Origin of the sequence: Nocardia rhizosphaerihabitans (genome assembly GCF_014646295.1) — a bacterium.
Taxonomy (GTDB): Bacteria; Actinomycetota; Actinomycetes; order Mycobacteriales; family Mycobacteriaceae; genus Nocardia; species Nocardia rhizosphaerihabitans.
This window is the reverse complement of the sequence record NZ_BMNE01000001.1, coordinates 451,233-477,883: the sequence shown is the minus strand read 5'-3', so window position 1 is coordinate 477,883 and position 26,651 is coordinate 451,233. Positions and strand designations below refer to the sequence as shown.

Here is a 26,651-nt window from a genome sequence, read left to right as displayed (position 1 = left end):
TCAGGGAATCAGCACGACCTTTCCTGTCGTGGCACGATTTTCGAGGGACTCGTGGGCCAGGGCGGCCTCGGCGAGCGGGAACTCGGTGATCGCCGGGGTGAGCAGCGAGTCGGCCGCCGCGGTCAGCGCGCGCCGGGACAGGGTGAGCAGATCACCGCCCGCGCGCTCGATCATCGGCGGACCGAGCACTGAGCGTGAGGTGATGCCGCGGGACGCGAGCGCGGCCGGATCGACGACGGTCGGTGTGCCCGCGGACCAGCCGAAGATCAGATGCGTGCCGCCGGGGCCGAGCAGATCGACCGCGGCGGACCCGGCCGCCCCGCCGACACCGTCGAACACCACGGTCGCCGCCCGGCCGCCGAGCTGGGCGCGCACCTTCCCCGGCCAGTCGTCGGCGGTGTAGTCGACCGCGATGTCGGCGCCGTTCGCCGCCACCTGGCGCACTTTCTCCGGGCCGCCCGCCAAGCCGACCACGGTCGCTCCCGCCGCGCGGGCGTACTGCACGAGCAGGGTCCCGATGCCGCCCGCCGCCGCGGTCACCACGGCGACGCTGTCCGCGTCGAGATCGGCGAACAGCAGGATGCCCAGGGTGGTGCGGCCGGTCCCGAGCATCGCGACCGCGGTGGCGGCCGGCACTCCGTCCGGGATGGTCAGCAGTCGATCGGCGTCGGCCGTCGCGAGTTCCGCGTAACCGCCGGGCGCGGCGCCCAGATGGGTGACCACCGAGGTGCCGAGCAGGCCCGGGTCGACACCCTCGCCCACCCGATCGACCGTCCCGGCGACCTCCCGACCCGGCACCGTCGGCAGGGCGGGGACGGGGAACGGGCCGGGTTCGCCGCGACGCAGCGCCGTGTCGACCAGATGGATACCGCTCGCCGCCACCGCGATCCGCACCTGACCGGGCGCGGGTTCGGGATCGGGAACGGACTCGTAGCGCAGATTGGTGGCCGGACCGAATTCGTGCAGTCGGATTGCGTGCATGGGACCACTGTTCAACCTGAACAGTGCTCGAGGTCAAGCCATCCGTCCCGAGCGGTCAGTCCCGGCTCGGGATCGCGGCGGCCCGGCGTTCGGCGCGGGCGGCGAAACCGTCGCAGAGGGCGTCGAGGCCGAGGAACAGCAGGTCTTCGGAGGTGAGTTCACTCACGCCTGCGCCGTTCAGTTCCGCCAGGGCGGGCGGCACGGGGAACGACGGGTTGCCGTCGAGGAGATCGCGCAAGCCGTTCGCGTCGTCGGTCGCCGTGCGCTTTTCCGCGAGCAGCGCGCCACCGATCACCGGCAGGCTCGCGCCGGAGATGTAGTTCCAGACCGTGAACGCCATGGTGGTGGCCTCGCGGGCCGAGACGTCGAGGGCGCGCAGGCCCTCGACCAGCCAGGCCAGGCTGGTCAGACCCTGCGGGCCGAAGCTGTAGCGGGGGACCGCGAAGGTGAGCAGCACCCAGGGATGCTGCTGGTACAGCTCCCAATCGATCTCCGCGGCGATGCGGACCCGGTCGCGCCAGGTCCAGCCCTGTCCGGTCGGGTCGGGGTAGGGATGCCGGGCGCCGATCTCGTCGGTCATGGCCGCGATCAACTCGTCCTTGTTCGCCACGTGCCGGTACAGCGACATGGTGCCGACTTCCAGCCGTTCGGCGATGCGGCGCATCGACACCGCGTCCAATCCGTCGGCGTCGGCGAGGGTGATCGCGGCGTCGACGATCGCGGTGCGAGTGAGTTTCGCATCAGTCATCCCATGACTCACTTTCGATTTTGCCCTTGCGTGCGTACACTGTACCCGTTCCCCGCGTACGGTGTACGCAAACCCCTGGAAGGATGTCGGAATGACGAAGCTGGAACCGGCGGTGCCCACCGCAGTCGCCGGTGGACGCCGCGCATGGCTCGGATTGGGCGTGCTGCTGCTGCCGGTGCTGCTGGTGTCGATGGACATCTCGGTGCTGTTCCTCGCCATGCCGACCCTCACGGCCGACCTGGATCCCAGTGCCTCCCAGCAGCTCTGGATCCTCGACATCTACGGCTTCATGCTGGCGGGTCTGCTCATCACCATGGGCAACCTCGGCGACCGGATCGGCAGGCGCAACATCCTGCTCGTCGGCGCCACCGTCTTCGGCCTCGCCTCCGTGCTCGCCGCGTTCGCCCCGACCGCCGCGATCCTCATCGCCGCGCGCGTGCTGATGGGCATCGGCGGCGCGACCCTGCTGCCGTCGAGCCTCGCGCTGATCTCGAGCCTGTTCCCCGATGCCCGCGAGCGCGCGACCGCGATCGGCGTCTGGACCGCGTTCTTCGCCGGCGGCTCGGCCGTCGGGCCGATCATCGGCGGGCTGCTGCTGCACCACTTCTGGTGGGGTTCGGTGTTCCTGATCAACATCCCGGTGCTGGCGATCCTGCTCGTCTTCGGGCCGATTCTGCTGCCCGAGCACCGGTCGGCCGCGCTCGGCCCGCTCGACCTGCCCAGCGTCGCGCTGTCGATCGGCGGCATCCTGCCGGTGATCTACGGGATCAAGCACATCGCCGCCGAGGGCTTCGACCTCACCTCGCTGGTGATCGCCGCGATCGGTGTCGTCGTGCTGGTGGCGTTCGTGCGCAGGCAGCGGCACCTGGCCGAGCCGCTGCTCGACCTGAGCCTGTTCACCCGGCCGCTGTTCCGGGTGGCGATCGGGGCGAGCCTGGTCGGCATGATGTCGCTGGCCGCGCTGAGCTATCTGACCAGCGTCTACCTGCAGTCGGTGACCGGCCGCGATCCGTTGCAGGCCGCGCTGCTGGGTATTCCGATGGCGGTCGCGGTGTTCGTGTTCTCGATGAGTGGCGCGCGGGTCGGGCGCAGGCTCGGCGTGCGGGCGACGTTCACGCTCGCCCTGGTGATGTCGGCGGTCGGCAATCTGATGCTGCTCGGCGTCGGTGTCGACGGCGGCTTGGTCTGGTACATCCTGGGCTCGATGATCGCCGGTATCGGCTACGGCATCTCGTTCACGCTGGTGTCGGATGTGGCCGTGTCGGCCGTCCCCGCCGAACGGGCAGGCTCGGCGGTCGGCATCTCCGAGACCAGTTTCGAGCTGGGCAACGCGCTCGGCCTGGCACTGCTGGGTTCGGTTGCCGCGCTCGTCTTCCGGTCCGGCGGCGACTTCGGCGACACTCTCGGCGAGACACTCACCCACGCGAACGGTGACACCGGCCTGATCGATGCCGCGCGCGAATCCTTCGTCAGCGGTATGCATGTCGCGACCGCGGGCGGCGCGTTGCTGCTGATCGCGATGGCGGTGCTGGCCTGGCGCTCGGCACGCAACACCCGCTGAGCGACGACCACCGATCGGCCTCACCGGGCGGATGTCCAGGTTCGTTGCATAGGATCGGCGGATGCGAAACGAGGGTGCGGCCGGCCTGGCGACATTGCTCGCGCTGGCCGATTCGCGCTTGCCGATCGGTGGGCACGTGCACTCCGGCGGTGTCGAGGAAGCGGTGTCGTCGGGGCTGGTGCGCGACACCGCGAGTGTCGAGCTGTACCTGCGCCGGCGGATCGCGACCTCCGGGCTCGTGGCCGCCTCGCTCGCTGCCGCGGTGTGCGCCGCGACGCTGACCCCGGAACGCGCCGAGCTCGAAGCCGACGCGCGCACGCCGTCGCCCGCGGCCCGCGCCGCCTCGCGCGCCCAAGGCCGCGGGCTGCTGCGACTGGCCAAACAATTGTGGCCGCACCATGATTGGGCTCCCGCCGGAGCCCGGCCGCATCTGTCGACGGTGTTCGGCATGGTCGGCGCCGCCTGTGCGGCCGACCCCGAACAGCTCGCCGGCGTGGTCGTCTACACGACGCTCACCGGCGCCGCCACCGCCGCCCAGCGCCTGCTCGCCCTCGATCCCGCCGCCATCGCCGCGGGCACGATGCGGCTCGCACCGCTGTGCGACCGGATCGCCGCCGAAGCCGCCACCGGTCTCGCCGCACTGTCGGATCCGGTGCAGGACGCGCTGGCCGAACGTCATCTGCACCGCGACATGCCGTTGTTCGCGTCCTAGCCGCCCCGAATCCCGTCCCCACGAGAAGGAGTTCCCATGCCTCCCCATCTGATCGATGGCGAACCGCACGATCACAGCCACGACCGCCCCAAGCGCCACCGCGCGCCGGGTGAGGCGCTGCGCATCGGCATCGGCGGCCCGGTCGGCTCCGGCAAGACCGCGCTGGTCGCCGCCCTGTGCAGGCAGCTGCGCGAGGAACTGTCCCTGGCCGTGCTGACCAACGACATCTACACCACCGAGGACGCGGACTTCCTGCGCAGGCACGCCGTGCTGCCCGACGAGCGGATCACCGCCGTGCAGACCGGCGGCTGCCCGCACACTGCCATCCGCGACGACATCACCGCCAACCTCGACGCCATCGACGACCTGGTCGCGGCCAACCCGCCGCTGGATCTGATCCTGGTGGAATCCGGCGGCGACAATCTCACCGCGACGTTCTCCTCCGGCCTGATCGACGTGCAGATCTTCGTCGTCGACGTGGCGGGCGGCGACAAGGTGCCGCGCAAGGGCGGCCCCGGCGTCACCTTCTCCGACCTGCTGGTGGTGAACAAGACCGACCTCGCGCCGCTGGTCGGCGCGGATCTGGGCGTCATGGAACGCGACGCGGCCAAGGTGCGCGATGGCCGCCCCACCGCCCTGGTGTCGCTGACCGACGACCCGGCCGCCACCCCGGTGCTGGCCTGGGTGCGCGAGCAGCTGCGGATCGTCGCCGAGCAGGACGCGGCCACCGGCGTTGCGCACTGAGCTGAGCATCGTCGCCGCGCCGGGCAGGCTGCCCCGCATCGAGGCGGTGGGTGGCCTGGCCGGGCGGTACACCGGTGCCGACACCGTGCATCTGATCGGCACGGCCGCGACCCCGCTCGGCGGGGACGAACTCGCCATCAGCATCGTGGTGCTGCCCGGCGCGCGGCTGATCGTCCGGTCGGTGGCCGCGACGATCGCGCTGCCGAGCACCCGCACCCCGCTGTCGGTGGCGCACTGGCGATTCGAGATCGGGGCGGGCGCCGAACTGGATTTCGACCCGGAGCCCACGATCGTGGCAGGCGGCGCGCACCATCACACGGTGACCATGGTCCAGCTGGCGCCCGATGCCCGGCTGCGACTGCGCGAGCGCGTGCAGGTCGGGCGCAGCGGGGAGGACAGCGGCGGATGGCGCGGTGACCTGGTGGCCGACCTCGGGGAGATCCCGTTGCTGCGGCACCGCCTCGAGCTCGGTGCGGGGGCGTCCACCGATGACCGGCTGCGCGCGCCGCGCGCGCTCGACAGCGAACTGGTCTATCCGGACGAGCGAGCCGCCTCGGCGGGAAGTATCGACGCGGTTCGGTTGCCGCTGGCCGCCGGTGGTTCCCTCGCGACCCGCACGAGTACTCGTCTGAGTGCCGGCGTGCCGGTCGCGGCGGCCGTCGGATAGCGCACGAAACAACGGTGGGAGCCGGACGGATATCCGGCTCCCACTGCTGTGTGCCCGAGGATCAGGCGCTGACCATCACCGCGTCGTCGGCGATCGAATCCGGCGTCGCCGCTCGCGGCGGAGCGAGGAAACCGCTCGCCGCACCCACCGCCGCGCCGATTCCGGCGCCGACGATCGTGAACGGCACCGACACCGCCGTGTAGGCGGCCATTCCGCCCAGGATCGGGCCTGCGACCAGGCCGATCGGCAAGAAGACGACACCGGTGACGAGGCCGGCCACCGCGCCTGCCGTGCTCGCCGCCATGGCGAAGGGTGTGGCCACCGTCGACCCGACCGCGGCGCCGCGCGCGGCGGAGCCGAGGGTCGACGACGCGATCCGGTCCGAACGGCTGCGCTCGAGCCCGACCGAGTCGAGGAACGTCGCGAGATTGGCCTCGGTGTTGGCCGAGGCGTCGTTGATCTGGATCGACGTGTCGACCGGAACGAAGTCCGGCACCGGAACCAGCTGGTCACCGAAGCGGAACTGGCCCGGCGGCGGCAGGATCGGCGGCACCGGTGCGACCGGGGTCGGCGCGTGCAGCGTGCCCACCGGCGACAGGTAATCCGTTTCCGGGCCGGTCCGCGACCATTGCAGCGAGCTGCGCGTATTCTCCGGCATCTGCTGGCCCACATACGGAGTGGCGTTGGGCGCCACCGCGTCGAACTCCGGTCCGGCCGGGTGTTCGGACTGGGTCACCGCCGCCTGCGCGGGATCGGCATTCGCGGTGCCCGTGCCGATCAGGGCCATGACCAGGGGGACCGCTCCAGCCGCGACGACCGAACCTACCCTTTGTCGCTGCGGGCTCGGTGCCCTGTGTTTCCCCGTCGCCATAGATCACCTTTCATCCTGGGGATTGGTCTCACATATGACCTCCGACATTCGGACCGGTGCCGGACTCGGATGGGTGCGAAACGATGGCACCCCGGAATGCCGGTGTGCGCGAAGGCAACCGGAACGACGAAGGCCGGGCGGTTCGGGGAACCACCCGGCCTTCCTGAGGCGTGGACTAGCCGACTTCGCGCTGCTGCTCGCGCACCCGCGCCGGCTTGCTGTTGTTGCCGGGCGGCGCGCCGAGCGCCGCCGCGAGTTCGTCGGCGTCGGCCTGGTCGGACTGGACCTCCTCGATCGCCAGCCGGGCGAAGACCCACTGCTCGGTGGCGGCCATCTGACCGCGGTTGCGGCCGAGGAACGAGACGAACCAGCCGATCACGGTGACGATCCGGCTGCGGTATCCCACCAGGTAGTAGAGGTGCAGCGCCAGCCAGGCCAGCCAGGCGAGGAAACCGCTGAACTCGATCTTGCCGATCTGGCAGACGGCGTCGAAGCGCGAGATCGTCGCCATCGAGCCCTTGTTGAAGTACTTGAACGGCGCCCGCTGCTCGGGGGTCTGTCCCTTGAGCCCGGCCTTGATGGCCTTGGCCGCATACGTCGAGCCCTGGATCGCGCCCTGCGCCTGACCCGGCACACCCGGCACCGACATGAGGTCGCCGACGACGAAGACGTTCGGATGACCCTTGACGGTGAGGTCCGGTTCCACGATCACGCGACCGGCCCGGTCGACTTCGGTGCCGTCGGAACGCTCGGCGATCATCTTGCCCAGCGGGCTGGCCTGCACACCGGCCGACCACACCTTGCAGGTGGCTTCGATCCGGCGGGTGCTGCCGTCGGCGTCCTTGACGACGACACCGTGCGCGTCGACATCGGTCACCATGGCGTTGAGCTGGATCTCCACGCCCATCTTCTCGAGCCGCTTGGCGGCCTTGGCGCCCAGCTTCGGCCCCATCGGGCCGAGCACCGCGCCGGCGCCCTCGAGCAGGATGACGCGCGCGTCGCGCGGGTCGATGGTGCGGAAAGTGCCGTCGAGCGTGCGGTCGGCGAGTTCGGCGATCTGGCCCGCGAGTTCGACACCGGTGGGGCCGGCACCGACGACGATGAACGTCATCAGCCGGTCGCGCTCTGCCTGGGTGGTCGCCAGCTCGGCCTGCTCGAAGGAGCCGAGGATGCGGGCGCGCAGTTCGAGCGCGTCGTCGATGGTCTTCATGCCGGGCGCGAAGGTGGCGAAGTGGTCGTTGCCGAAGTACGACTGCTGCGCGCCGGTGGCGACGATGAGGCTGTCGAAGGGAGTCACGGTGTCGCGGTTGAGTAGTCGCGAGGTGACCGTGTTGTTGACCAGGTCGATATCGTGCACGTCACCGAGCAGAACTTGCGCGTTCTTCTGCTTGCGCAGCACCAGCCGGGTAGCGGGCGCGATCTCGCCGGTCGAGAGGATGCCGGTGGCCACCTGGTACAGCAGCGGCTGGAACAGGTGGGTGGAGGTCTTGGAGATCAGGGTGATGTCGACATCGGCCTTGCGCAGGTGCCTGGTGCCGAACAAACCGCCGAACCCGGAACCGATCACCACCACACGGTGTCGCTGGTTCCCGACAGACTGAGTGCTCATCGTCCTGCTCCTCGACAGACTGGGGTGGGCCCCGCAATGGTGGTGACAGGGTTAACCGTAGTCGGCTCCGGATGCGACGTCGCCACGAGATCCCGGTTCCGATCTTGCTGTGGTGCGTTCTTTCACCGGGCGCCGGGCGCCGCGGTGAGATCCACCAGGGCGCCCGGACCGGCTGACAAGATCGAGAATACGGGACGGGGAGGGTCAGCGACCGGCAAGCAGAAGCTCGGCCACCTTGGTGTCCGTCTCGGCCCCTTCGGTGTAGCCGCCCTCGGCGCCGAGTGCGTTCATGATGGCGAGGGTGTAGCGCTCACCGTTGCCCGCGACGCCGACCGAGTTGACCACCCAGCCGTCGGCCTCGGCCGACCAGCCGTTCTTCAGACCGGGACGCATCCGCGAGCCCGCGCCCCACACGCCCCAGTGCTGGTTGGAGTCGACCGACCGCATCCGGTCGAGCAGGTAGGCCAGATCGTCGGGGTGCATGGTGTCGAGGATGGTGTTCATCAGCCGGTCGAGGTCGGCGGCGGTGCACTTCTGGAACGACCAGTCGGGGAACATCGCGGACATGGTCGGCTGCGGGATCAGGCTGACCATGCCGTAGGCGCGGAACGCGTTGTTGTAGGCCATCCGGTCGAGGCCGATGTACTTGTTCCACAGCACGTTGGTGGCGGCATCGTTGGAGGTGGCCAGCATCGACTCGATATTGGTGCGGTCCTCGGGGGACAGGCCGATGGCGCCGGCCCTGGCCCGGTTGAGCAGGTCGGCGGCGATGGCGAGCTTGATCGTCGACGCGGTCCACACCTGGTTCTCGGCGTGCTCGTTGGCGTAGATCCCGCCGGTCTGGCGGTCGCGCAGCACGTAGCCGACGACGCCGGGGCGCCCGGCCAGGTAGGCGTTCACCCGCGCGATCCGCGAACTCATGTCGTTGTCGAAGCCGGGTAGCGACACCTGGGTCAGCGCGGGCGGCGCGGCGTGCGCCGGAGCGGTCAGGACGGGGAGGCCCGGTGTGAGGACGGCCGCGGCGGCGAGGAGACAGGCGGTTGCTGCGACCCGGGATACGACGCGGGTGGAGGGGGAACGGTCACGCACGAGGGACCACACTCGCACACCCGGCGCCCGAGCGCACTATTTGCGAAGAAATCCGCGATGTTGTGACAGCACCGTTGCGCCGCACGGGTTTTCCGCTCAGTGATGGGCGGCGTGCGGTGTCGCGATCGCGCACCCGTTGAGCCGATGGCAGTGTTCGAACGCTTCGCCGTGCTGATCGAGCGGCCAGGAGTGCACTACCTGCTCCGGCCCGTAGCGCCGGGAATTGATCAGCTCCCAGCGGGCGCCTGCGCGGCGGACGATGAAACCGCCATCGGGAACCAGAGGAATCACCTGCGCGATCATGAACCGGACCAGCCTTTCGCCTGCGGCCGAACTGTCCCACCCGAACGACAACGATCCCACGGTCGGTTTTCCTGGTAGCGCAGGCGCGGCCGGTAACGCCTTGCGGTGTGGCCTATTTCACTTGCCCTGGTCGGTGGCGACGGCGGGGCCGCACGATTGCGGGTCGGTCGCTGGGCGTATAAACAACGGATGCCGTTGCACCTCCATCGCGCCGAACGCGCCGACGCGCTGGCCGACGGACTGGCGGGTGTGCTCGGCGCCGTTCCGGCCGACCCGTTCACCACCGAGGTGGTCGCGGTGCCCGCCAAGGGCGTGGAGCGCTGGCTGGCGCAGCGGCTGTCGGGTGTGCTCGGGGTGGCGGGCACGGGTGACGGTGTGGCCGCCAATATCGCGTTTCCCGCGCCGACGGCGCTGGTAGCCGAGGTGCTGGCCGCGGCGAGCGGGATCGCGCCCGCCGACGATCCGTGGGCCGGGCAGCGGCTGGTGTGGACCTTGCTCCGGGTGATCGACGAGGTCGCGGACCAGCCGTGGGCGGCTGTTCTGGCGCGTCATCTCGGCCTGCCGGGTGCCGGGCATCGGGTGGGCAGGCGCTACGCCACCGCCGCGCACCTCGCGACACTGTTCGACTCCTACGCCGCGCAGCGACCGCAACTGCTCCTCGACTGGGCGGCGGGCGCCGATACCGACGGCGCGGGCGGGACCGTGCCCGACGATCTGGCTTGGCAACCCCTGCTCTGGCGGGCGTTGCGCACGGCCGTCGGCTCGCCGAGCCCGGCCGAACGCCTGGCGGTCGCGTGCGCCCGGCTGCGGGCCGAACCTGGTTCCGTCGATCTTCCCGAACGCCTGTCCCTGTTCGGTCTCACCCGGCTGCCCGCCGATCAGCTCGCCGTGCTGACCGCCCTGGCCGAACATCGCGAGGTCCACCTGTGGCTCGCGCATCCGAGCCCCGCGATGTGGACGGCGCTGGCTGAGGCGATGGGAACGCCGCAGCGCGGCGGCGTGGCCCCGCGATCGGCCGATCACACCGTCGATCTGGTGCACCACCCCCTCCTGTCCGGGCTGGCCAGAGACGTTCGCGAACTGCAACAGCGTCTGAACCCGTTGCTGCACAACGAGAGTCACCTCCCCGCCGAGCCTGCGGCGATCACCCTGCTCGGCGCCGTGCAGACCGCTGTCCGCGACGACCGGGTTCCGGGCGCGGGCGTGCTGCCGGACGGCACCGTCGAGGTGCACGCCTGTCACGGACCCGCCCGGCAGGTGGAGGTCTTGCGCGACCTGCTCCTGACCACCTTCTCGGCCGACCCCACGCTCCAACCGCGTGACGTGCTGATCATGTGCCCGGACGTCGAGGCCTACGCCCCGCTGGTGCGCGCGGCCTTCGGGCATCGCGGGGCAGGCGCGGTGGATCTGCCCGTCGAAGGCGAGCATCCGGCGCACCAGCTGCGGGTCCGGCTCGCCGATCGCGGGCGGGCGGTCACCAACCCGATGCTGGCCGTGGTCATCGAGCTGCTGGAGCTGGCCGACGGACGCGTCACTGTGACGCAGGTGCTGGACCTGGCGGCGAGCGAGACCGTGCGCCGCCGCTGTGGGTTCGACGACGACGATATCGAGCGACTGCGCGAGTGGGCGGCCGAGTCGGGCGCCCGCTGGGGGATCGGGCAGCGGCAGCGCGAGGCGTTCGGCCTCGCCGATTTCGCGCAGAACACCCTCAATGCCGCCGTCGACCGGATCCTGCTCGGCGTCACCGCCGACGAGTCCGGTGACGACTGGCTGGATCTGGCCTTGCCGCTCGACGACGTCGACTCCAACGATGTCGACCTGGCGGGCCGGTTCGCCGAATTCGTCGACCGGCTCGCCGTCTGCCTGCGCGATCTGCGCGGCCCGCGGCCTGCCGCGGAATGGACGGCGGTGCTGCTGCGCGCGGTCGACCTGCTCACCGACGTGCCGGACGCGCACTCCTGGATCCGGACCGAGGCGCGCCGCGAGATCGTCGCCGCCACCGAGCACGCCGGTGCCACACCGCTGCGGCTGGCCGATGTCGCGGTGCTGCTGACCGGGCGCCTGGCGGGCGGGCCGGGCCGCGCCAATTTCCGCACCGGCGAACTCACCGTGTGCACGCTGGTCCCGATGCGGTCGGTGCCGCACAAGGTCGTGTTCCTGCTCGGTCTCGACGACGACGTCTTCCCTCGCCCCGGCACCGTCGACGGCGACGACCTGCTGGCCCGCGATCCGCTGGTCGGCGAGCGCGATGCCCGCAGCGAGGACCGCCAGCTGCTGCTCGACGCGATCATGGCGGCAGGGGAGAAGCTGCTGATCCTGCACACCGGTGCCGACCCGGTGACCGGCGCCGCCCGTCCACCCGCGGTGCCGGTGGCCGAGCTGCTCGACGTTCTCACCGCCCATGTGGGCCGGGCGGCGATGGACGCGGTCCATGTCCGGCACCCCTTGCAGTCCTTCGATCGTCGCAACTTCGCCCCGGACCGTCCGCGCAGTTTCGACACCGTCGCCCTGGCCGGTGCCAGGGCCGCCGCGCGCCCGTCCCAGCCGCGTCCGCCGCTGCTGACCGCGCCGCTGCCGCCCGCCCCGCTCGCGGATGTCGCATTGGCGGAACTCATCGCGTTCGCCGAACACCCGGTGCGCGCGTTCCTGTGGCAGCGGCTCGGGCTGCGGGTGCCCGAGGAAGCCGAGGACATCGCCGATCAGCTGCCGATCGAACTCGACGGCCTGGCGAAATGGGATCTGGGCGAACGGATGCTGACGGCGCGACTCACCGGCGCCGACCCCGCCGGCCTGCGTGCCGCCGAATGGCGACGAGGCACGTTGCCGCCGTTCGGTTTCGGTGCCGCGGTCCTCGACGAGGTCGAAGGCACCGTCGACACGCTCGTTCGCACGGCACTGCCCGACTACGAAGCATCCCCGCGCGCCGTCGACATCGCGATCGATCTCGGCAACGGCCGCACTCTCGCCGGCACCGTCCCCGAAGTACGTGGTGAGACGCTGGTGCGCACCACCTACTCCCGGCTGGCGCCCAAACACCGTCTGGCGGCGTGGGTTTCGCTGCTCGCGCTCGCCGCGACCGAGGACAGGTCGTGGCGGGCGATCAGCACCGGCCGCGGCCAGTTCCGCAGCAGGCCGGTCGCCCGCTCGGTGATCGTGGCGCCGGAGGCTCCCGCCGCGCTGGCCGTCCTGCGCGACCTGGTCCGCCTGCGCGACGAGGGGCTGTGTGAACCGCTGCCGGTCGCGCCCGCCGCCACCGCCGCCTACGCCGAGCGCCGTTTCCGCGGCGACAGCGTCGCCGATGCCCTGCTCGCCGCCGAACACGCCTTCGACGGCGGACCCAACGGCCCCGACAAATTCGGCGACCACACCGACCGCTACCTGCGCTACGTGTGGGGCCGCGCACCCCGATTCGCCCAGCTCGCCGCCGAATCCGCGCGGGCGGGCGAGGCGGAGAGCACCCGCTTCGGCGCGGTCGCGCGCCGCTGGTGGGCGCCGCTGCTCGCCGCCGAGAGTCAGGGACAGCCATGACCGGGACGATGTCGGCGCCCGCCGCCTTCGACGCCGCGGGCGCGCTGCCCGAGGGCACCACCGTGCTCGAGGCCAGCGCGGGCACGGGCAAGACGCACGCCATCGTCGGTCTCGCCGTCCGCTATGTCGCCGAGGCGGGGATCGGCATCACCGAACTGCTGCTGGTGACCTTCAGCCGCGCCGCCACCCAGGAACTGCGCGAACGGACACGGGACCGCTTCGTCACCGTCGCCGCCGCCCTGGCCGACCAGGACATCGCGCGGGCCCACCCGGACGAGCTGGTGCGCGCACTGGCCGACACCGACCCCGCGACGCTGCGGCTGCGCAGGCACCGGTTGCTCACCGCCCTCGCCGATTTCGACGCGGGCACCATCGCTACCACGCACTCGTTCTGCCAGCGCATGCTCGACGAACTCGGCCTGGCGGGCGAGCACGATCCGGGCGCCCGGCTGGTGGAATCGGTCGACGAACTCGTCGCCACCGTCGCCGACGACCTCTACCTGGCGCGTTACGCCCGCGACCGGGCGCCGTTCACCCTCCGTGACGCGCACACCCTCGCCCTGGCCGCCGTGCACGACCGGCACGCCGACCTCGCGCCACGCACCGACGGCGCGGCCGGTGAGCGGGTCGCCTTCGCAACGGCGGTCCGCGCCGAAACCGAACGCCGCAAACGCCGTGCGGGACTGCGTGATTTCGACGATCTGCTGGTCCTGCTGCACGAGGTCCTCGCCGACCCGGAGCACGGTCCGCGGGCCTGCGCGCGGATCCGGCAGCGGTACCGGGTGGCGCTGGTCGACGAGTTCCAGGACACCGACCCGCTGCAGTGGGACATCCTGCGCCTTGCCTTCCACGGCCATGCCACCCTCGTCCTGGTCGGTGACCCGAAACAGGCCATCTACGCCTTCCGCGGTGCGGAGGTCCTCAGCTATCTCGACGCCGTCGCCCTCGCCGAGCAGCGTAGCGAACTCACCCGCAACTGGCGCAGCGACGCGGGCCTGCTGCGCGCCGTCGACCATCTGTGCGGCGGTGCGGAATTGGGCCACCCCGAGATCAGCGTCTACCCCGTCACGCCGACCCGGCCCGCGACCCGCCTGCACGGCGACCCCGAGGTGATCACGCCGCTGCGGCTGCGGGTGCTGCCACGCACCGGGGCAGGGCCACGCAACCGGTCGGGGTTTCCCTCGGTCGGCAGGCAGCGGGCCAAGGTGGCCGACGACCTGGCCGCCGACATCGTGACGTTGCTCGAGTCCGGGGCGATGATCGAGGCCAAACCCGAACGGGGCGCGGATCATTCGCTCACCGAGGTCGGCGACGGACGGGTTCGCAGGCCGATCGGGCCCGGCGATATCGCGGTCCTGGTGCGTACCCGCACCCAGATCGACGTGGTGCGGGCCGCCTTGGACCGGGTCGGTGTCGCCTCCGTCCTGGCCGGTGGCACCAGCGTTTTCGCGACGGTGGCCGCTACCGACTGGCTGTGGGTGCTGCGGGCGCTGGAGCAGCCGCATCGCGGCGACCGGGTGCGGCTGGCCGCGTGCACGCCGATCCTGGGCGTGACCGTGGCCGAGATCGACTCCGGCGGAGCCGATCTCGTCGGCCGGGTGTCCACCCAGCTGCGGGAGGCGGCCCGGCTGTTCGGCCGCGCGGGATTCGCCGCGGTCTTCGACAAGCTCGCCACCGAAACCGATCTCGCGCCGCGCCTGCTCGCGGTGGACAACGGCGAACGCGAACTGACCGACCTGCGCCATCTCGCCCAGCTGCTCGACGAGGTCGCCCTCGCCGACGGGCTCGGCCTGACCGCGCTGACCCGCTGGCTCGCCGACCGGGTGCGCGACCCGGAGGCGGGCAGCATCAGCGGCCGCAGCAGGCGCCTGGACCGGGACGCCGCGGCGGTGCAGATCGCGACCGTGCACGCCAGCAAGGGCCTCGAATTCCCCATCGTCTACCTGCCTTTCGCGTGGGACAGCGCCAAGAACCCCTACCCCGCGACGCTGCTGTTCCACGACGACAACGGCACCCGCGTCCTCGATATCGGGGGCAAGGAGGCGCCCGGCTACAGCGAACGCCAAATGCGCTGTGAGGCCGAGGAATCGGGGGAGGAGCTGCGCCTGCTGTATGTCGCGCTGACCCGCGCCATGTGCCAGGTCGTCGCCTGGTGGGCGCCCGCGGTCACCACCGGCGCCGCGCCGCTGCACCGGATGATCCTCGGGAGACGGCCGGGGTCGGCGCAGGTGCCGCGGCGGGCGGAGATTCCTGCGGATGCCGCAGCGGTGCAACGGATTTCGGAGTGGGCCGCACCCGCGTCCGAGGTGATCTCGGTGACCGCCGTCGACCGTCCCGAGGACGTCGCGCCACGGCGGGTCCGCACCGAACTGCCGACCGGTGAGCTGGCCGCGGCCGGTTTCACGCGAGTACTCGACCAGCAGTGGCGACGGACCTCGTACTCCGCGCTCACGGCGGGCGCCCACGACATCGCAGGCGTCACCGAGGAGGAGCCCGAAGACGGCCCTGGCCCCGACGACGAACCGGCCGAAGCTCCCGTCGACGCCCCCACCGGCGGCACGGGCGCGCCCTCCCTGATGAATGCCCTGCCCTACGGCGCCGAGTTCGGCACGCTCGTGCACAGCGTGCTCGAAACGGTCGACACCTCCGCGCCCGACCTCGCCGCCGAGGTCCACACCCGCTGCGTGGAAGCGGTCGAGCACACCATGGCCGAACTCGACGTCGACCTGCTGTCCACCGCCCTCCTCGAAGTCCTGCGTACCCCGGCCGATTTCGGCTCCCTCGCCGCGATCGCGACCCGTGATCGACTGTGCGAGCTCGAATTCGAACTCCCGCTCGGTGGCGGTGACACCCCCGGCACCCGGTCGGCAGGGATGCACGCGATCGCCGACCTGCTCCGGACCCACCTGCCCGCCGACGACGTGCTGTCCGGCTACGCCGACCACCTGGCGGCGCTGCCCGACACTGTCCTGCGCGGCTACCTCACCGGCAGCATCGACGCCGTGCTGCGCGTACCCGATGCCACGGGCGAGCACCGCTACCTCATCGTCGACTACAAGACGAACCGGCTCGGGACCGGCGATCTCACCGTCGAGCACTACCGGCGCGAACACATGGTGACGGAGATGGTCCGCTCCCACTATCCGCTACAGGCCCTGCTGTACGCGGTGGCGCTGCACCGCTACCTGCGGTGGCGACTGCCCGGCTACGACCCGGCCCGCCACCTCGGCGGCGCCCGGTACCTGTTCGTGCGCGGCATGATCGGCGCGGCCACCCCGCCCGGCCACGGCGTCTTCGACTGGCATCCCCCCGCGAAACTCGTCGTCGCACTGTCGGACCTGCTCGCCGGAGGTGCGCGATGACAATGCCGAAACCGCTGTGCACGGCGGCTCATGAGGACGGCCCGCGATGACGTCTATCCAAGTGGCGCAGCGGGGGACCGGACTGCTGCGCGTCTTCAACGAGGCGGGCGTGCTCTCCGCAGCCGATGTCCACGTCGCGGTGCGGCTCGGACGGATGGGTCGTGAGGACGACGAGGACGTGCTGTTCGCGGCGGCGCTGGCTGTGCGTGCGGTGCGGTCGGGGTCGGTGTGCCTGGAGCTGGCGCGGATGCGGGAGATCGGCATCGACGCCGACGAAAGCCGCGACACCGCAACGGGAATCGACCCGGCGACGCTGCCGTGGCCGGACACCGATCGCGTGCTCGCCGCCTTGCGTCGCAGTCCGCTGATCTGTGGTGGGCAAGCCGGGCCGTTGCGGCCGCTGCGGATCGTCGAAGCCGATGCCGAGGGCGGCGCGCTGCTCTACCTCGACCGGTACTACCAGCAGGAACAGACGCTGCGGCGGGTGCTCACCGAGCGCAGCGCCGATCACCCGTCGGTCGACACCGAACTGGTGCGCGCGGAACTCGATCGGCTCTTCGCCGACCCCCTCGGTGCGGGCCCGGACCGGCAGCGACTGGCGGCCGCGCTCGCCGCCACCCACTGGACCACCGTCGTCGCGGGTGGACCCGGCACCGGCAAGACCCACACCATCGCCCGGATCCTCGCCCTGCTCACCGCGCATCGCCGCGCCACCCCGAAACTGCCCGCCCTGCGCATCGCGCTCGCCGCGCCGACCGGCAAGGCCGCCGCGCGACTCCAGGAAGCGGTGCGCGAGCAGGCCGCCGAGCTCGGACTGCCCGAGCTGACCGCCGCCACCCTGCACCGCCTGCTCGGCTGGCAGCGCGGACGCACCACGCGGTTCCGGCATCACGAACACAATCGGCTGCCCTACGACGTGGTGGTGGTCGACGAGACGTCCATGGTGTCGCTCACGATGATGAGCCACCTGTTCTCCGCGCTGCGGCCCGACACCCGGCTGGTGCTGGTGGGTGACCCGGACCAGCTCGCCTCCGTCGACGCCGGCGCGGTGCTGGCGGATCTGGTCGCCGGGCCGATCGGCGGTGCGCCGAACCCGGCACTGCGAGAGTTGCTTCAGTCCGATTCGACGCTCGGCGCGCAGGCTGCGACGGGGACCGACGCGGTCGAACAGGCGGTAGCGGGTTCGCCCGCAACGGAACACCGGACGGCGGCTCCATCCGCGACGGAACACCAGACGCCTGGGGTGTCGGGTCTGCCCGCGACGGAAAGCCGGATTGCGGCGGGGTCGGCCAGCGAGGACGAGTCGTCGCTCTGGACGGGCGCGTCAGCGAATCTGTCTGGAGCGCAATCGGAGACAGAGTCGCTCAGCGCACTGGAGCAGCGCCGCCTGCGCGGCGGCATCGTCCGGCTGACGCGGGGCAGGCGCTTCGGCGGCCGGATCGCGGACCTGGCCGTCGCCGTGCGCGCGGGTGACGCAGATGCCGCGCTGGCGATTCTGCGGGCGGGCGGAGACGACGTCTCGCTGTGCGCGCCCGACGACACCGCCGCGGTGCGCGCGGACGTGACCACCGCGGCCCTCGCCGTCACCGGCGCCGCGAACGCGGGCGACGCTGTCGGCGCCCTCACCGCACTGGAATCGCATCGACTGCTCTGCGCCCACCGGCAGGGCCCGTTCGGTGTGGAGCGCTGGGACCGGATGGCCGCGGACTGGGCGGCGGCAGGTGGCGCGGGACCGGAAGGGCCGCACTCGGTCTGGTACCCGGGCCAGCCGCTGCTGGTCACCGCCAACGACCACGAAGCCCGCATCTACAACGGCGACACCGGGGTGATCGTGCGCCGCCCCGACGGTTCCCTGCGCGCGGCCCTGCAGCGGGGCAGCGAGCCGTACCTGGTGCACCCGACCCAGTTCCCCGCGGTGGTCACCGTGTTCGCGATGACCATCCACCGCAGCCAGGGCAGCCAGTACGACACCGTCTCGGTGGTGCTGCCCGAGCCCGAATCCACGCTGCTGACCAGGGAATTGCTCTACACCGCCATCACCCGCGCGCGGGTTCACGTGCGGATCATCGGCACCGAGGAGTCGATTCGCGCCGCCATCGGACGGCGGGTGCTGCGGGCCAGCGGACTGTCCCGGAGCACCCCGCCGTCGTAGCGGTCAGCGGGCGGAACTGCGCGAGAAGTTCCAGGACCACCAGTGGTCGTCGTCGAGGTCGGCGCGGATGGGGTCCTCGATCTCGGTGCGGAGCTCGGGGGGCAGCTGCGTCAGCGCGGGAATGATATCGGGGGAGAGGTCGCTCAGATAGGCGGTGTCGAGGCGTTTGCCGTGCTCCCAGCGATCGATATTCCGATCGGCGACAAGATGTTCCGGGTTGAGGACCGCCAGCGCGATGAGCGTGCCGAGCGCGGTGCCGACCGCGGCGCGTGGCACCCAGCTCCATCGCAACCGGGTGATCGCGACCAGCACGAGGACATACACGAGGCCCACCCACAGCTCACACACCTCCACCAGCAGCCGCAGCACCGTGAACCCGTACGCCTGCTGATAGGTCCACATCCGCGCGAGCGCCGACCCGACGATCACCAGCGCCAGCACGCTCACCGCGCTCAGCAGAATCCGCAGCCAGCGCCGGTCGGCGGCCGTCTCGTGCGAGGACCAGCGCAGCACCGCCAGGATCACCGCCAGCGTCAGGATGCTCACCGCCGACAACTGCCAGAACCCACTGCGCGCGTACTCGGCGTAGGTCAGGCCCGCGGTCCGCTGCACGTAGTCGTCACCACCGAACAGCGCGACGAACTGCGCACCGACGAACACCCCGAACAGTACGGTCAGCGCACCGACCGGCAGCACCCACTCACTCCGCGACCACAACCGCGCGGGCCGCGGCGACACCGCCGCCGCGGCAGGCGGACCGGCGAGCAGATACAGCGCACCGAGCGCACCCGCAGCGACCACGCCGAACAGCAGAATCCACTGCCAGGCGGTCGCCGCATCCACGGTGGGCACCAACCCGCTCAACAAGTCGGCGAACGTCGCATCCGCCCCACCCAGCAACGGCACGAACACCACCAGCAACGCCACCGTCGCCGCGACCGACACCCCGTACCGCCGCACACTCGACAACTCCGCGGGCCGCGCCTCCCGCAACCCCGAAAACGCCCACGGCACAGCACCGAACGAGGCGAACGGCACCGCCACCATGTCGTGCACGATGCCCCGCGACGTCCGCCGGCCCAGCACCGCCAGCGAACCCGCGACACACGCCGCCAGCACACACAGCACGAACAGCCACCCGGCGGCGCGGACCGTGCCGACCCCGAGCAGCACGAGTGCGGCCACGGTCCACCACAGGCGATCACGAGCGGTGATGGGCTCGGCGCTCGGCGCCTTGCCACGGCCGGTGGCGTCGTCAGCGCCTTGCGCTTGCTTCTGGACCGATGCGTTGTCGGGTGCTGTGCGCGAGGATTCCCCGGGCGGGGTTGCAAGCGAAGGCTTCCCGGCTTCTGCCGACGAGGTGTGACCTGCTGCTACCGCGGGCGAAGAGCTGCCCGGCGCCGCGGCAGCTGAATCCTTGTCGACCACTGCCGGCCGATCGGTGTCGGTCGCGTCCACTGCAGCTGCGGACGTTTCGCGGGACGATTCCGTCGTGCGGGAGGATCCCCCCACGCTCGCAGGCAGTTTCGCTGCCACGTGGCCTTCGTCGGTGCTCGGGACAGAGTCCGCTTCGACATCGGCTGACCCCTCGACAGCCGATGTCGACGCGGCAGCCTGAGCGTTGCCGGCGGGCTCCTGCGCCGCTGCCTGGACCTCCGCGGTGGCCTCACCTGTCGCAGGCATCGGTGGAGTGGTCGAGTGTGCTTCTACCGCACCGCTCTCAGCGGTTTCGGTGGCGGATGCCGGGGCATCGTCGTCGGTGTTGCGGGAGCGGGCGCGGTAGTCGACGACGCACAGGGCACCGGTGATCACGCCACCGGCCAAGAGCCAGCCGATGCCGGGGCGGTCGACCGGAATCACTGTCGCGCCGACGATTCCGGCCACGGCGGCAGCCGGGAGGACCCCCGCAGGTCGGGCGACACGTTGCCAGCGCTGCGGGGCCGGGGGTAGTGGCGGAGGTAGGGGTGACATGGGGCGTACTGGGGACATCGTGGCGGCGGCCTGCCAGCCCGCGGTCCATGGCTGTGGTGTGTCGGTACTGTTTTGTCCCGCAGGCGATGTCGTGCCGGAACTCGGCTTGTCGGCGACGGTGACGGTTGCTTCCGGCCCGTCGGGTGTTCGCGGGGTCGCGGGCTTGTCGGTCATGGTGTCCCCTCACGTGGGTGTGCTGGATCGTCCCGGGACCTGAGGTCCGGGATGGTGTGCCTGGATGTGGTCGGGTCAGTCGGCGGGCAGGACGACGCGGATGCGGGAGCCGGGGTCGGCGACGGCGATGGTGCCGCCGTGCAGGTCGATCACCCAGCGGGCGATGGCGAGGCCGAGGCCGGTGCCGCCGCCGTCGGTGCGGCCGCCCCGGGTGAAACGGTCGAAGACGGTGGCGCGGTCGGCTTCCGGGATGCCGGGGCCGTCGTCCTGGATCTCGAGCACGGTCGCCCCCGGCACGGTGCGCGCCCAGATCCGGACCTCACCGCCCGCCGGGCCGTGCCTGGCGGCATTGTCGAGCAGGTTGAACAGCACCTGGTGCAGCCGAGCGCGGTCGGCGTGCACGGTGGCGTCGGCCGGTTCGATCGAGGTGGTGAAGCGGACACCGCGACCGAGCGCGGCCGTCATCACCTCGGCCTCGGCGATCACCTCCGCCAACAGCGGTGCGAGCGGCAGGTTTTCGCGGTCCAGCGTGAACGCGCCCGCCTCGATGCTGGACAGATCGAGCAGTTCGGACACGAGCAGGCCGAGCCGTTCGGTCTGGGCCAGCGCGGTGCGCAGTGTCGCCGGATCGGGTTCGCTGATCCCGTCGACGATGTTCTCCAGCACCGCGTGCAGCGCCGTCACCGGCGTGCGCAATTCGTGGGAGACATTGGCGATGAGGTCGCGGCGCTGCCGATCGGCCGCGGCCAGATCCGCCGCCATCTGGTTGAACGCGGTAGCCAGCTGGCCCACCTCGTCGCGGGAGCTGGCCCTGACCCGGAAGCTGTAGTCGCCGTGCGCCATTCGCCGCGCGGCCGCGGTCATCTCGCGCAGCGGGCGGGTGATGCCATGTGCGAGGAACTGCGAGGTGACCAGCGCGATGATCATGGCGGTGAGCGTGGTGAACGTCGGCAGCCAGCCGATCCGCAACCAGAAGTAGGCGAACGCGACCGCACCGGAACAGACCATGAGCACGGCCAGCTTCAGCTTGATCGAGCGCAGCGGGTCCAGCGGTCGCGGCATCCGGTCGGCGACCCGATCGAGGAAGCTGCGCGGCGCCTCGGTAGCCAGCTCGCTCATCGCGCGTCCAAGGCGTAGCCGACGCCGTGCACGGTGCGGATCAGATCGGCGCCGAGTTTGCGGCGCAACGCCTTGATGTGGCTGTCGACCGCGCGGGTGCCCGACGCGTCCGACCAATCCCAGATGTCCTCGAGCAGCCGCTCCCTGGCCAGCACCGCCCGCGGCCGTTGCGCGAGACGGGTGAGCAGATCGAACTCCAGCGGCGTCAGCCTGGCCTCGGTGGCGCCGCGCCAGACACGTCGTTCGTCGAGGTCGATACGCAGATCACCGACGACGATCGCGCTGTCACCGCGCTCGGCGGCCCGCTCGACCCGGCGCAGCAGGGCGTGCACCCGGGCGGCCAGCACCCGCATCGAGAACGGTTTCGTGAGGTAGTCGTCGGCGCCGACACCCAGCCCGATCAGCTGGTCGGTCTCGTCGGTGCGCGCGGTGAGCATGAGCACCGGGACATGCCGGTCGGCCTGGATGCGCCGGCACACCTCGAGCCCGTCGAACCCCGGCAGCATCACATCGAGCACCACCAGATCGGGTTCCCCCGCGGCAGCCGCAGCCACCGCACCCGGACCGTCGTGCGCCAGGTCGACCACGAACCCCTCGGCCCGCAACCGCGCCGCGACCGACTCGGCGATCGTCACCTCGTCGTCGACGACGAGGATCCGCCGCGCGGGCTGTCCTGTCCCGCCCCCACTGAACTCCATGGTCAGACCCTAGCGAGCGGGTGTGGAGGGTTGCGTCGCCAATTGTGGAGATTCTGTGTGCAGCGCGCTGTGTACGATGACGACGTGCCTCAGTGCTTCCGTTCCACGCCGCCGCCCGCCTCCTGAGCGAGGTGCGCCGAGCGCCCGTATCGCCCGTCGCCGGGTAGGTACGCGAGTCGCTCGGGCGTCGATGGCCCGTGCCTGGACGGCAACTGTTCGCACCTCGCTTCCGCGACCCCCACCCCCTCTGTCGCAGGAGCGAATTCCCTGATGTCTGTTTCCCTTTCCGTGTCCGCACCCGCCTGCGGTGGCCTGCTTGCGCTCGTCGCCGCCGGGATCCTGTGGGGCACCGGTGGCCTGCTCGGCGCTCTGGTCCAGGATCGGACCGGCCTCGCCCCGATCGCGGTCGCGGCCTATCGCCTCGGTGTCGGCGGCGCGATCCTGGTCCTGGTCTCGCTGCTCGTCCACCGCGGTATCCCGCGCGGTCGCGCCGCCTGGCACCGGATCGGCGCCGTCGGTGCGCTGGCCGCGATCTTCCAGGCGTGCTACTTCGCCGCCATCGCGGCCTCCTCGGTGGTGCTGGCCACCCTCGTCACGATCGGCGCGGCACCCGTGGTCGTGGCTCTGTTCGACCACGTCACCGGCCGCAGACCGGTGGATCGACGACGCGGCGCGACGCTCTTTCTCGCGGTGACCGGCCTGGCGATCCTGGTCGGCGTCCCCACCACCGGCGCGGCCGGGCTGATCGCGGGCGCGGCGCTGTCGCTGATCGCGGCCACCGCGTTCGCCGCCGTCACCATCGTCACCGCCCGCCCCGTCCCCGATCTCGACGCGGTCACCGCCACCGGCTACGGATTCCTGGGCGGCGCGGCCCTTCTCACCCTCCCCGCCGCGGGAACCGGCCTCACCATCACCCCCGCGCCCGCCACCCTGCTCGCCGTCGTCGCCCTCGGCCTGGCACCCACCGCCGTCGCCTACGCCCTGTTCTTCCACGGACTCCCTGCCGCGGGCGCGGCCACCGCCGCCGTTCTCACCCTGCTCGAACCCCTCACCGCCACCGTCCTCGCCGTCATAGTCCTCGGCGAACGACTGACTCCCGTGGCCTGGACCGGCGCAGGCCTCCTCGCGATCGCGCTGGTGCTGACCGCGACGACGACCGCGCGAGAGCCGGTGACCGCCGATGCCGGCGACCGCTAGGCGGCATGGAGTTTGGCGGGCATGGAGCGGTAGCTGTTCAGGTTCACCAGGCCGCGCGGGATCGGTGGGCCGTCCAGGTGGAGGTCGGGGTACCGCTCGAAGAGTGCTCGCAGTGCGATGGTGCCTTCCAGGCGGGCGAGGCTGGATCCCAGGCAGCTGTGCACGCCGCCGCTGAACGAGAGATGTTCGGCGGCATTGGGTCTGGTCACGTCGAATCGTTCGGGATCGGGGAAGACGGTGGGGTCCTTGTTGGCGCCCGCCAGCAACAGCAGGACAAGCGATCCGTATTCGACGTGCTGGTCGGCGATGTCGATGTCGGAGCTCGCGATGCGGCCGGTGATCCGGATGGGACCGTCGTAGCGCAGGATCTCCTCGACCGCGCCCGGCCACAGCTCCGGCTGCTCGAGCAGCATCTGCAACTGGTCCGGATGTCTTGTCAGCAGGGCGATTCCGTTGCCGAGCATGTTCACCGTCGTCAAGAATCCGGCATCCAGCAGCAGGGCCGCGTTGGCGACCTGCTCGCGGTGGGTGAGCTCGCCACCCGTCACCAGCGTGCTGAGCACATCGTCGCCCGGTTCCTCGGTGCGCTTGGCGATCTGCTCGTCGAAGTACGCCTGCCCCTCGGCCATGTCTTCGACGGCGCGGCGGAACGTGGCCCAGGTCAGGCCTCGGTCGAGCAGCGGCGCACCGGTGTCGCCCCACCGCAGCAGGGTGGAATGCATGTCGGCGGGCAACCCGAGCAGCTCGGCGATGATCGCGATGGGCAACCGCTCGCAGAACTCGTCGATCAGATCCGGTCGCGGCGTCGATGTCAAGCCGTCGAGCAGGTCGTCGGTCACTTCGACAACCCGCTCCCTGAGCTTGGTGATCGCCTTCGGCGCGAAGGCCTGCCCGACCAGGCGGCGGTAGACGGTGTGTTCCGGCGGATCGGTCACCAGCATCGAGGGCGGTTCGGCGAGGTTGGGGAGTTCCAGATCCGTCTTGGTCATCACCCAGCGCATCAGCTGCGGCAGGGCCCGATTGTTGGGGGTGACCACGCCGAAGCGACGGTCCCGCAGGATGAGCTTGCATATTTCGTGGTCCGCGGTCACGCGCACCTTCGAGACGGTGGGCATCCGGCCCAGCTGCCGGATCTCCTCGATGGAGCGCGGCGCGCCACGCCCGCGATCCGGTCCGGCCAGGATCAGCGCGAGGGGATCGCCGCGTCGCGCCGACATCAGGAGATACGTCCGGGACAGGCGATGGACGACCAGCCACCGAAACCATGCGCGTGTCAACATCGTCGTCACCTCCCACGCAGGATCTCCCCATGGTAGAGCGCCTCAGGCATGGTTGGCTAATTCTCGGCTAGCCTGGATCGACAAGCCTTCAGCTCGGGTGAGGGGCACGATGGACAGGCGCGGTTTCATCAAAGGTGTCGGCCTGGCAGCGACAATGCTTACCACGGGCACGTCCACAGGCACGTCCGCGGCGTGGGCGCAGGACTACGGTCTCGGCCCGCATGCGTTGGTGTACCGCGCACTGGTGCCGGAGATCTTCGCGCCGCTGCCGGACCCGGCCGACCATGTGCCCGCGATCGTCATCGGCTCGGGATTCGGGGCGTCGATCACCGCGCTGCGCCTGGCACAGTCCGGGACCGAGGTCGCCGTGCTCGAGCGCGGGTCACGCTGGCCGAACGATCCGTGGCGTGACATCTTCGCCGTCGACACGTTTCCGGACGGCCGCGGCTTCTGGCAGCGCACCGCCTTCACCGCCGTGACCGGGAGGCCCATCGCGCTCGATCCGTTCGGCGGGGTCCTCGACGTCACCAGTTACCCGGGCATCGACGTGTGGCGCGGTGCGTGTGTCGGCGGCGGCTCGGTGGTGTTCACCGGGGTGATGATCGAACCCGAGCAGCGGTTCTTCGAGCAGGTGTTCGGCGGGGTGGTCGACTACCGTGAGATGCACGATGTCTACTACCCCAGGGTCCGGGAGACCTTGCGGCCGAGCCCGATACCGGACGACATCTACCACTCCATCGCGTTCGCGCACTCGCGGGCCTGGGACGGTCAGGTCCGCGCGGCCGGCTACACGCCGCAGCGCACCGACGGCATGTGGAATTGGCACATCATCCGCGACGAGCTGGCCGGGCGATCGATGCCGTCGGCGACAGTCGGCTGTTCGAACCTCGGCAATTCCAACGGCGCGAAGTTCGATCTCAACCAGAACTACCTGCGCTATGCCGAGGCCACCGGCCGTGCCCGGATCTACCCCGGCCACCGGGTGGACGCCATCGCCGTGGAAGCGGGAGGGGCGGGTCGTTATGTCGTCGGCGTGACCAAACTGGCACCGACCGGCGAGGTGCTCCGAACCCGGACGCTGACCTGCGACAAGCTGTTTCTCGGCGCGGGCTCCATCGGCACCTCCGAGCTGCTGGTGCGCGCGCGGGACACCGGCGCGCTGCCGAACCTGAACGAGCACATCGGCGAGGGCTGGGGCACCAACGGCGACGTCGGCCTGGCGCGGCCCCTGACCTCGCTCGAGGTGGGCACCCAGGGCGCGCCGTCCGCGAGCCGGATTCTGGACGAGGCGGGCGCACCGGTGTCGCTGGAGAGCTGGTTCATTCCCGGCGCGCCGCCGTTCGACATCGGCACGCTCGGATCGCTGGGCATGGTGCTCGACGACACCCGAGGCAGGTTCGCCTACAACCCGGCCGATGGGCGGGTGAACCTGCAGTGGCCGCCCAACGGCCAGGCGGGCTACCTCGCGCGAGCGCAGGAAGTCAACGGCGCGATAACCGCGGCCTGCGACTGCGTGCCCATCGGCCAACCGGCCTCGGGTGGGGACGCCTCGTTCACCTCACATCCGCTGGGTGGCGCGGTGATCGGTCGCGCGACCGACGGATATGGCCGGGTGCGCGGTTATCGTGGCCTGTACGTCATGGACGGTGCGGCTGTGCCCGGTAGCACCGGAACGGTGAACCCGTCGTTGACGATCTGTGCGCTGGCCGAGCGCAATATCGAACAGATCATTAGTTCTGGGGAGTAATAGACGACCGCGAGTGTGGCAGATGTACTCGGCAATTAGGCGTCGAAGTAATTGCAGTGGGGTATCGAATTTTCGCTGTATATCGCTTTCGTAAATTTGTTCATTACTTCGCGGTCAGGATCGTCGGTCGGGGGTAAC

At 70.9% G+C, this 26,651-nt stretch carries 19 protein-coding genes; 9 read left to right on the top strand and 10 right to left on the bottom strand.

The features are described from left to right. Positions 1–981 (bottom strand): zinc-binding dehydrogenase, encoded by a 981-nt coding sequence (locus tag IEY60_RS02080; RefSeq protein WP_189023192.1) that lies wholly within the window; start codon positions 979–981, stop codon positions 1–3. Positions 982–1,036: 55 nt separating this feature from the next. Next, positions 1,037–1,729 (bottom strand): TetR/AcrR family transcriptional regulator, encoded by a 693-nt coding sequence (locus IEY60_RS02075; protein WP_189023190.1) that lies wholly within the window; start codon positions 1,727–1,729, stop codon positions 1,037–1,039. Positions 1,730–1,820: 91 nt separating this feature from the next. On the opposite strand from IEY60_RS02075, the gene IEY60_RS02070 reads away from it, so the two are divergent. The 4 genes from IEY60_RS02070 to IEY60_RS02055 all read left to right on the top strand — a co-directional run bounded on the left by IEY60_RS02070 (position 1,821) and on the right by IEY60_RS02055 (position 5,413). Further along, positions 1,821–3,290 (top strand): MFS transporter, encoded by a 1,470-nt coding sequence (locus tag IEY60_RS02070; RefSeq protein ID WP_189023188.1) that lies wholly within the window; start codon positions 1,821–1,823, stop codon positions 3,288–3,290. A gap of 61 nt (positions 3,291–3,351) precedes the next feature. Next, complete coding sequence (locus IEY60_RS02065; protein ID WP_189023186.1) at positions 3,352–4,002, top strand: urease accessory protein UreF; 651 nt, start codon at positions 3,352–3,354, stop codon at positions 4,000–4,002. A gap of 36 nt (positions 4,003–4,038) precedes the next feature. Further along, complete coding sequence (gene ureG / locus IEY60_RS02060) at positions 4,039–4,746, top strand: urease accessory protein UreG (protein WP_189023184.1); 708 nt, start codon at positions 4,039–4,041, stop codon at positions 4,744–4,746. Further along, positions 4,736–5,413: an urease accessory protein UreD gene (locus IEY60_RS02055; RefSeq protein ID WP_189023182.1), complete on the top strand. Its 678-nt coding sequence runs from the start codon at positions 4,736–4,738 to the stop codon at positions 5,411–5,413. Before ureG ends, IEY60_RS02055 begins: the two co-directional genes overlap by 11 nt. A 61-nt stretch (positions 5,414–5,474) precedes the next feature. Here the strand turns inward: IEY60_RS02055 and IEY60_RS02050 are convergent, their stop codons facing one another. The 4 genes from IEY60_RS02050 to IEY60_RS02035 all read right to left on the bottom strand — a co-directional run bounded on the left by IEY60_RS02050 (position 5,475) and on the right by IEY60_RS02035 (position 9,345). Next, positions 5,475–6,200 carry a hypothetical protein gene (locus IEY60_RS02050; RefSeq protein ID WP_189023180.1) on the bottom strand — a complete coding sequence of 242 codons (726 nt, stop codon included), beginning with the start codon at positions 6,198–6,200 and terminating at the stop codon, positions 5,475–5,477. Between the two features lie 259 nt (positions 6,201–6,459). After that, positions 6,460–7,893, bottom strand: coding sequence for an NAD(P)/FAD-dependent oxidoreductase (locus IEY60_RS02045; protein WP_189023178.1), 1,434 nt, complete (start codon positions 7,891–7,893; stop codon positions 6,460–6,462). Between the two features lie 204 nt (positions 7,894–8,097). Continuing rightward, entirely contained in the window at positions 8,098–8,994 is an 897-nt protein-coding gene (locus IEY60_RS02040) for a serine hydrolase (RefSeq protein ID WP_189024785.1), read from the bottom strand. An 84-nt stretch (positions 8,995–9,078) separates the two neighbouring features. Beyond that, entirely contained in the window at positions 9,079–9,345 is a 267-nt protein-coding gene (locus IEY60_RS02035) for a hypothetical protein (protein WP_229739483.1), read from the bottom strand. Between the two features lie 129 nt (positions 9,346–9,474). On the opposite strand from IEY60_RS02035, the gene recC reads away from it, so the two are divergent. The 3 genes from recC to IEY60_RS02020 are packed head-to-tail and all read left to right on the top strand — an operon-like array spanning position 9,475 to position 18,327. Beyond that, positions 9,475–12,813 carry an exodeoxyribonuclease V subunit gamma gene (gene recC / locus IEY60_RS02030; RefSeq protein ID WP_189023176.1) on the top strand — a complete coding sequence of 1,113 codons (3,339 nt, stop codon included), beginning with the start codon at positions 9,475–9,477 and terminating at the stop codon, positions 12,811–12,813. Then, positions 12,810–16,175 carry a UvrD-helicase domain-containing protein gene (locus IEY60_RS02025; protein ID WP_189023174.1) on the top strand — a complete coding sequence of 1,122 codons (3,366 nt, stop codon included), beginning with the start codon at positions 12,810–12,812 and terminating at the stop codon, positions 16,173–16,175. The genes recC and IEY60_RS02025 overlap by 4 nt, the downstream gene beginning before the upstream one ends. Positions 16,176–16,221: 46 nt before the next feature. Continuing rightward, complete coding sequence (locus IEY60_RS02020; protein WP_189023172.1) at positions 16,222–18,327, top strand: AAA family ATPase; 2,106 nt, start codon at positions 16,222–16,224, stop codon at positions 18,325–18,327. Positions 18,328–18,330: 3 nt separating this feature from the next. Here IEY60_RS02020 and IEY60_RS35470 read toward each other — a convergent pair whose 3' ends face one another. From IEY60_RS35470 to IEY60_RS02005, 3 genes are all read right to left on the bottom strand, one after another. Next, positions 18,331–20,472, bottom strand: a complete 2,142-nt coding sequence (locus IEY60_RS35470) for a DUF4153 domain-containing protein (RefSeq protein ID WP_229739482.1) — start codon at positions 20,470–20,472, stop codon at positions 18,331–18,333. Between the two features lie 75 nt (positions 20,473–20,547). Further along, on the bottom strand, positions 20,548–21,591 hold the full coding sequence (locus IEY60_RS02010; protein ID WP_189023170.1) for a HAMP domain-containing sensor histidine kinase: 1,044 nt from the start codon (positions 21,589–21,591) through the stop codon (positions 20,548–20,550). Then, positions 21,588–22,289 carry a response regulator gene (locus IEY60_RS02005; RefSeq protein ID WP_189023168.1) on the bottom strand — a complete coding sequence of 234 codons (702 nt, stop codon included), beginning with the start codon at positions 22,287–22,289 and terminating at the stop codon, positions 21,588–21,590. The genes IEY60_RS02010 and IEY60_RS02005 overlap by 4 nt, the downstream gene beginning before the upstream one ends. A gap of 270 nt (positions 22,290–22,559) precedes the next feature. On the opposite strand from IEY60_RS02005, the gene IEY60_RS02000 reads away from it, so the two are divergent. Then, a complete protein-coding gene (locus tag IEY60_RS02000; protein ID WP_189023166.1) occupies positions 22,560–23,486 on the top strand; it encodes a DMT family transporter in 927 nt (308 codons plus the stop codon). Here IEY60_RS02000 and IEY60_RS01995 read toward each other — a convergent pair. Beyond that, positions 23,483–24,766 (bottom strand): cytochrome P450, encoded by a 1,284-nt coding sequence (locus IEY60_RS01995; protein WP_189023164.1) that lies wholly within the window; start codon positions 24,764–24,766, stop codon positions 23,483–23,485. The genes IEY60_RS02000 and IEY60_RS01995 overlap by 4 nt on opposite strands. 109 nt (positions 24,767–24,875) lie before the next feature. Between IEY60_RS01995 and IEY60_RS01990 the strand changes: the two genes are divergently transcribed. Then, entirely contained in the window at positions 24,876–26,513 is a 1,638-nt protein-coding gene (locus tag IEY60_RS01990; RefSeq protein ID WP_189023162.1) for a GMC oxidoreductase, read from the top strand. The last annotated feature ends 138 nt before the right edge of the window (positions 26,514–26,651 follow it).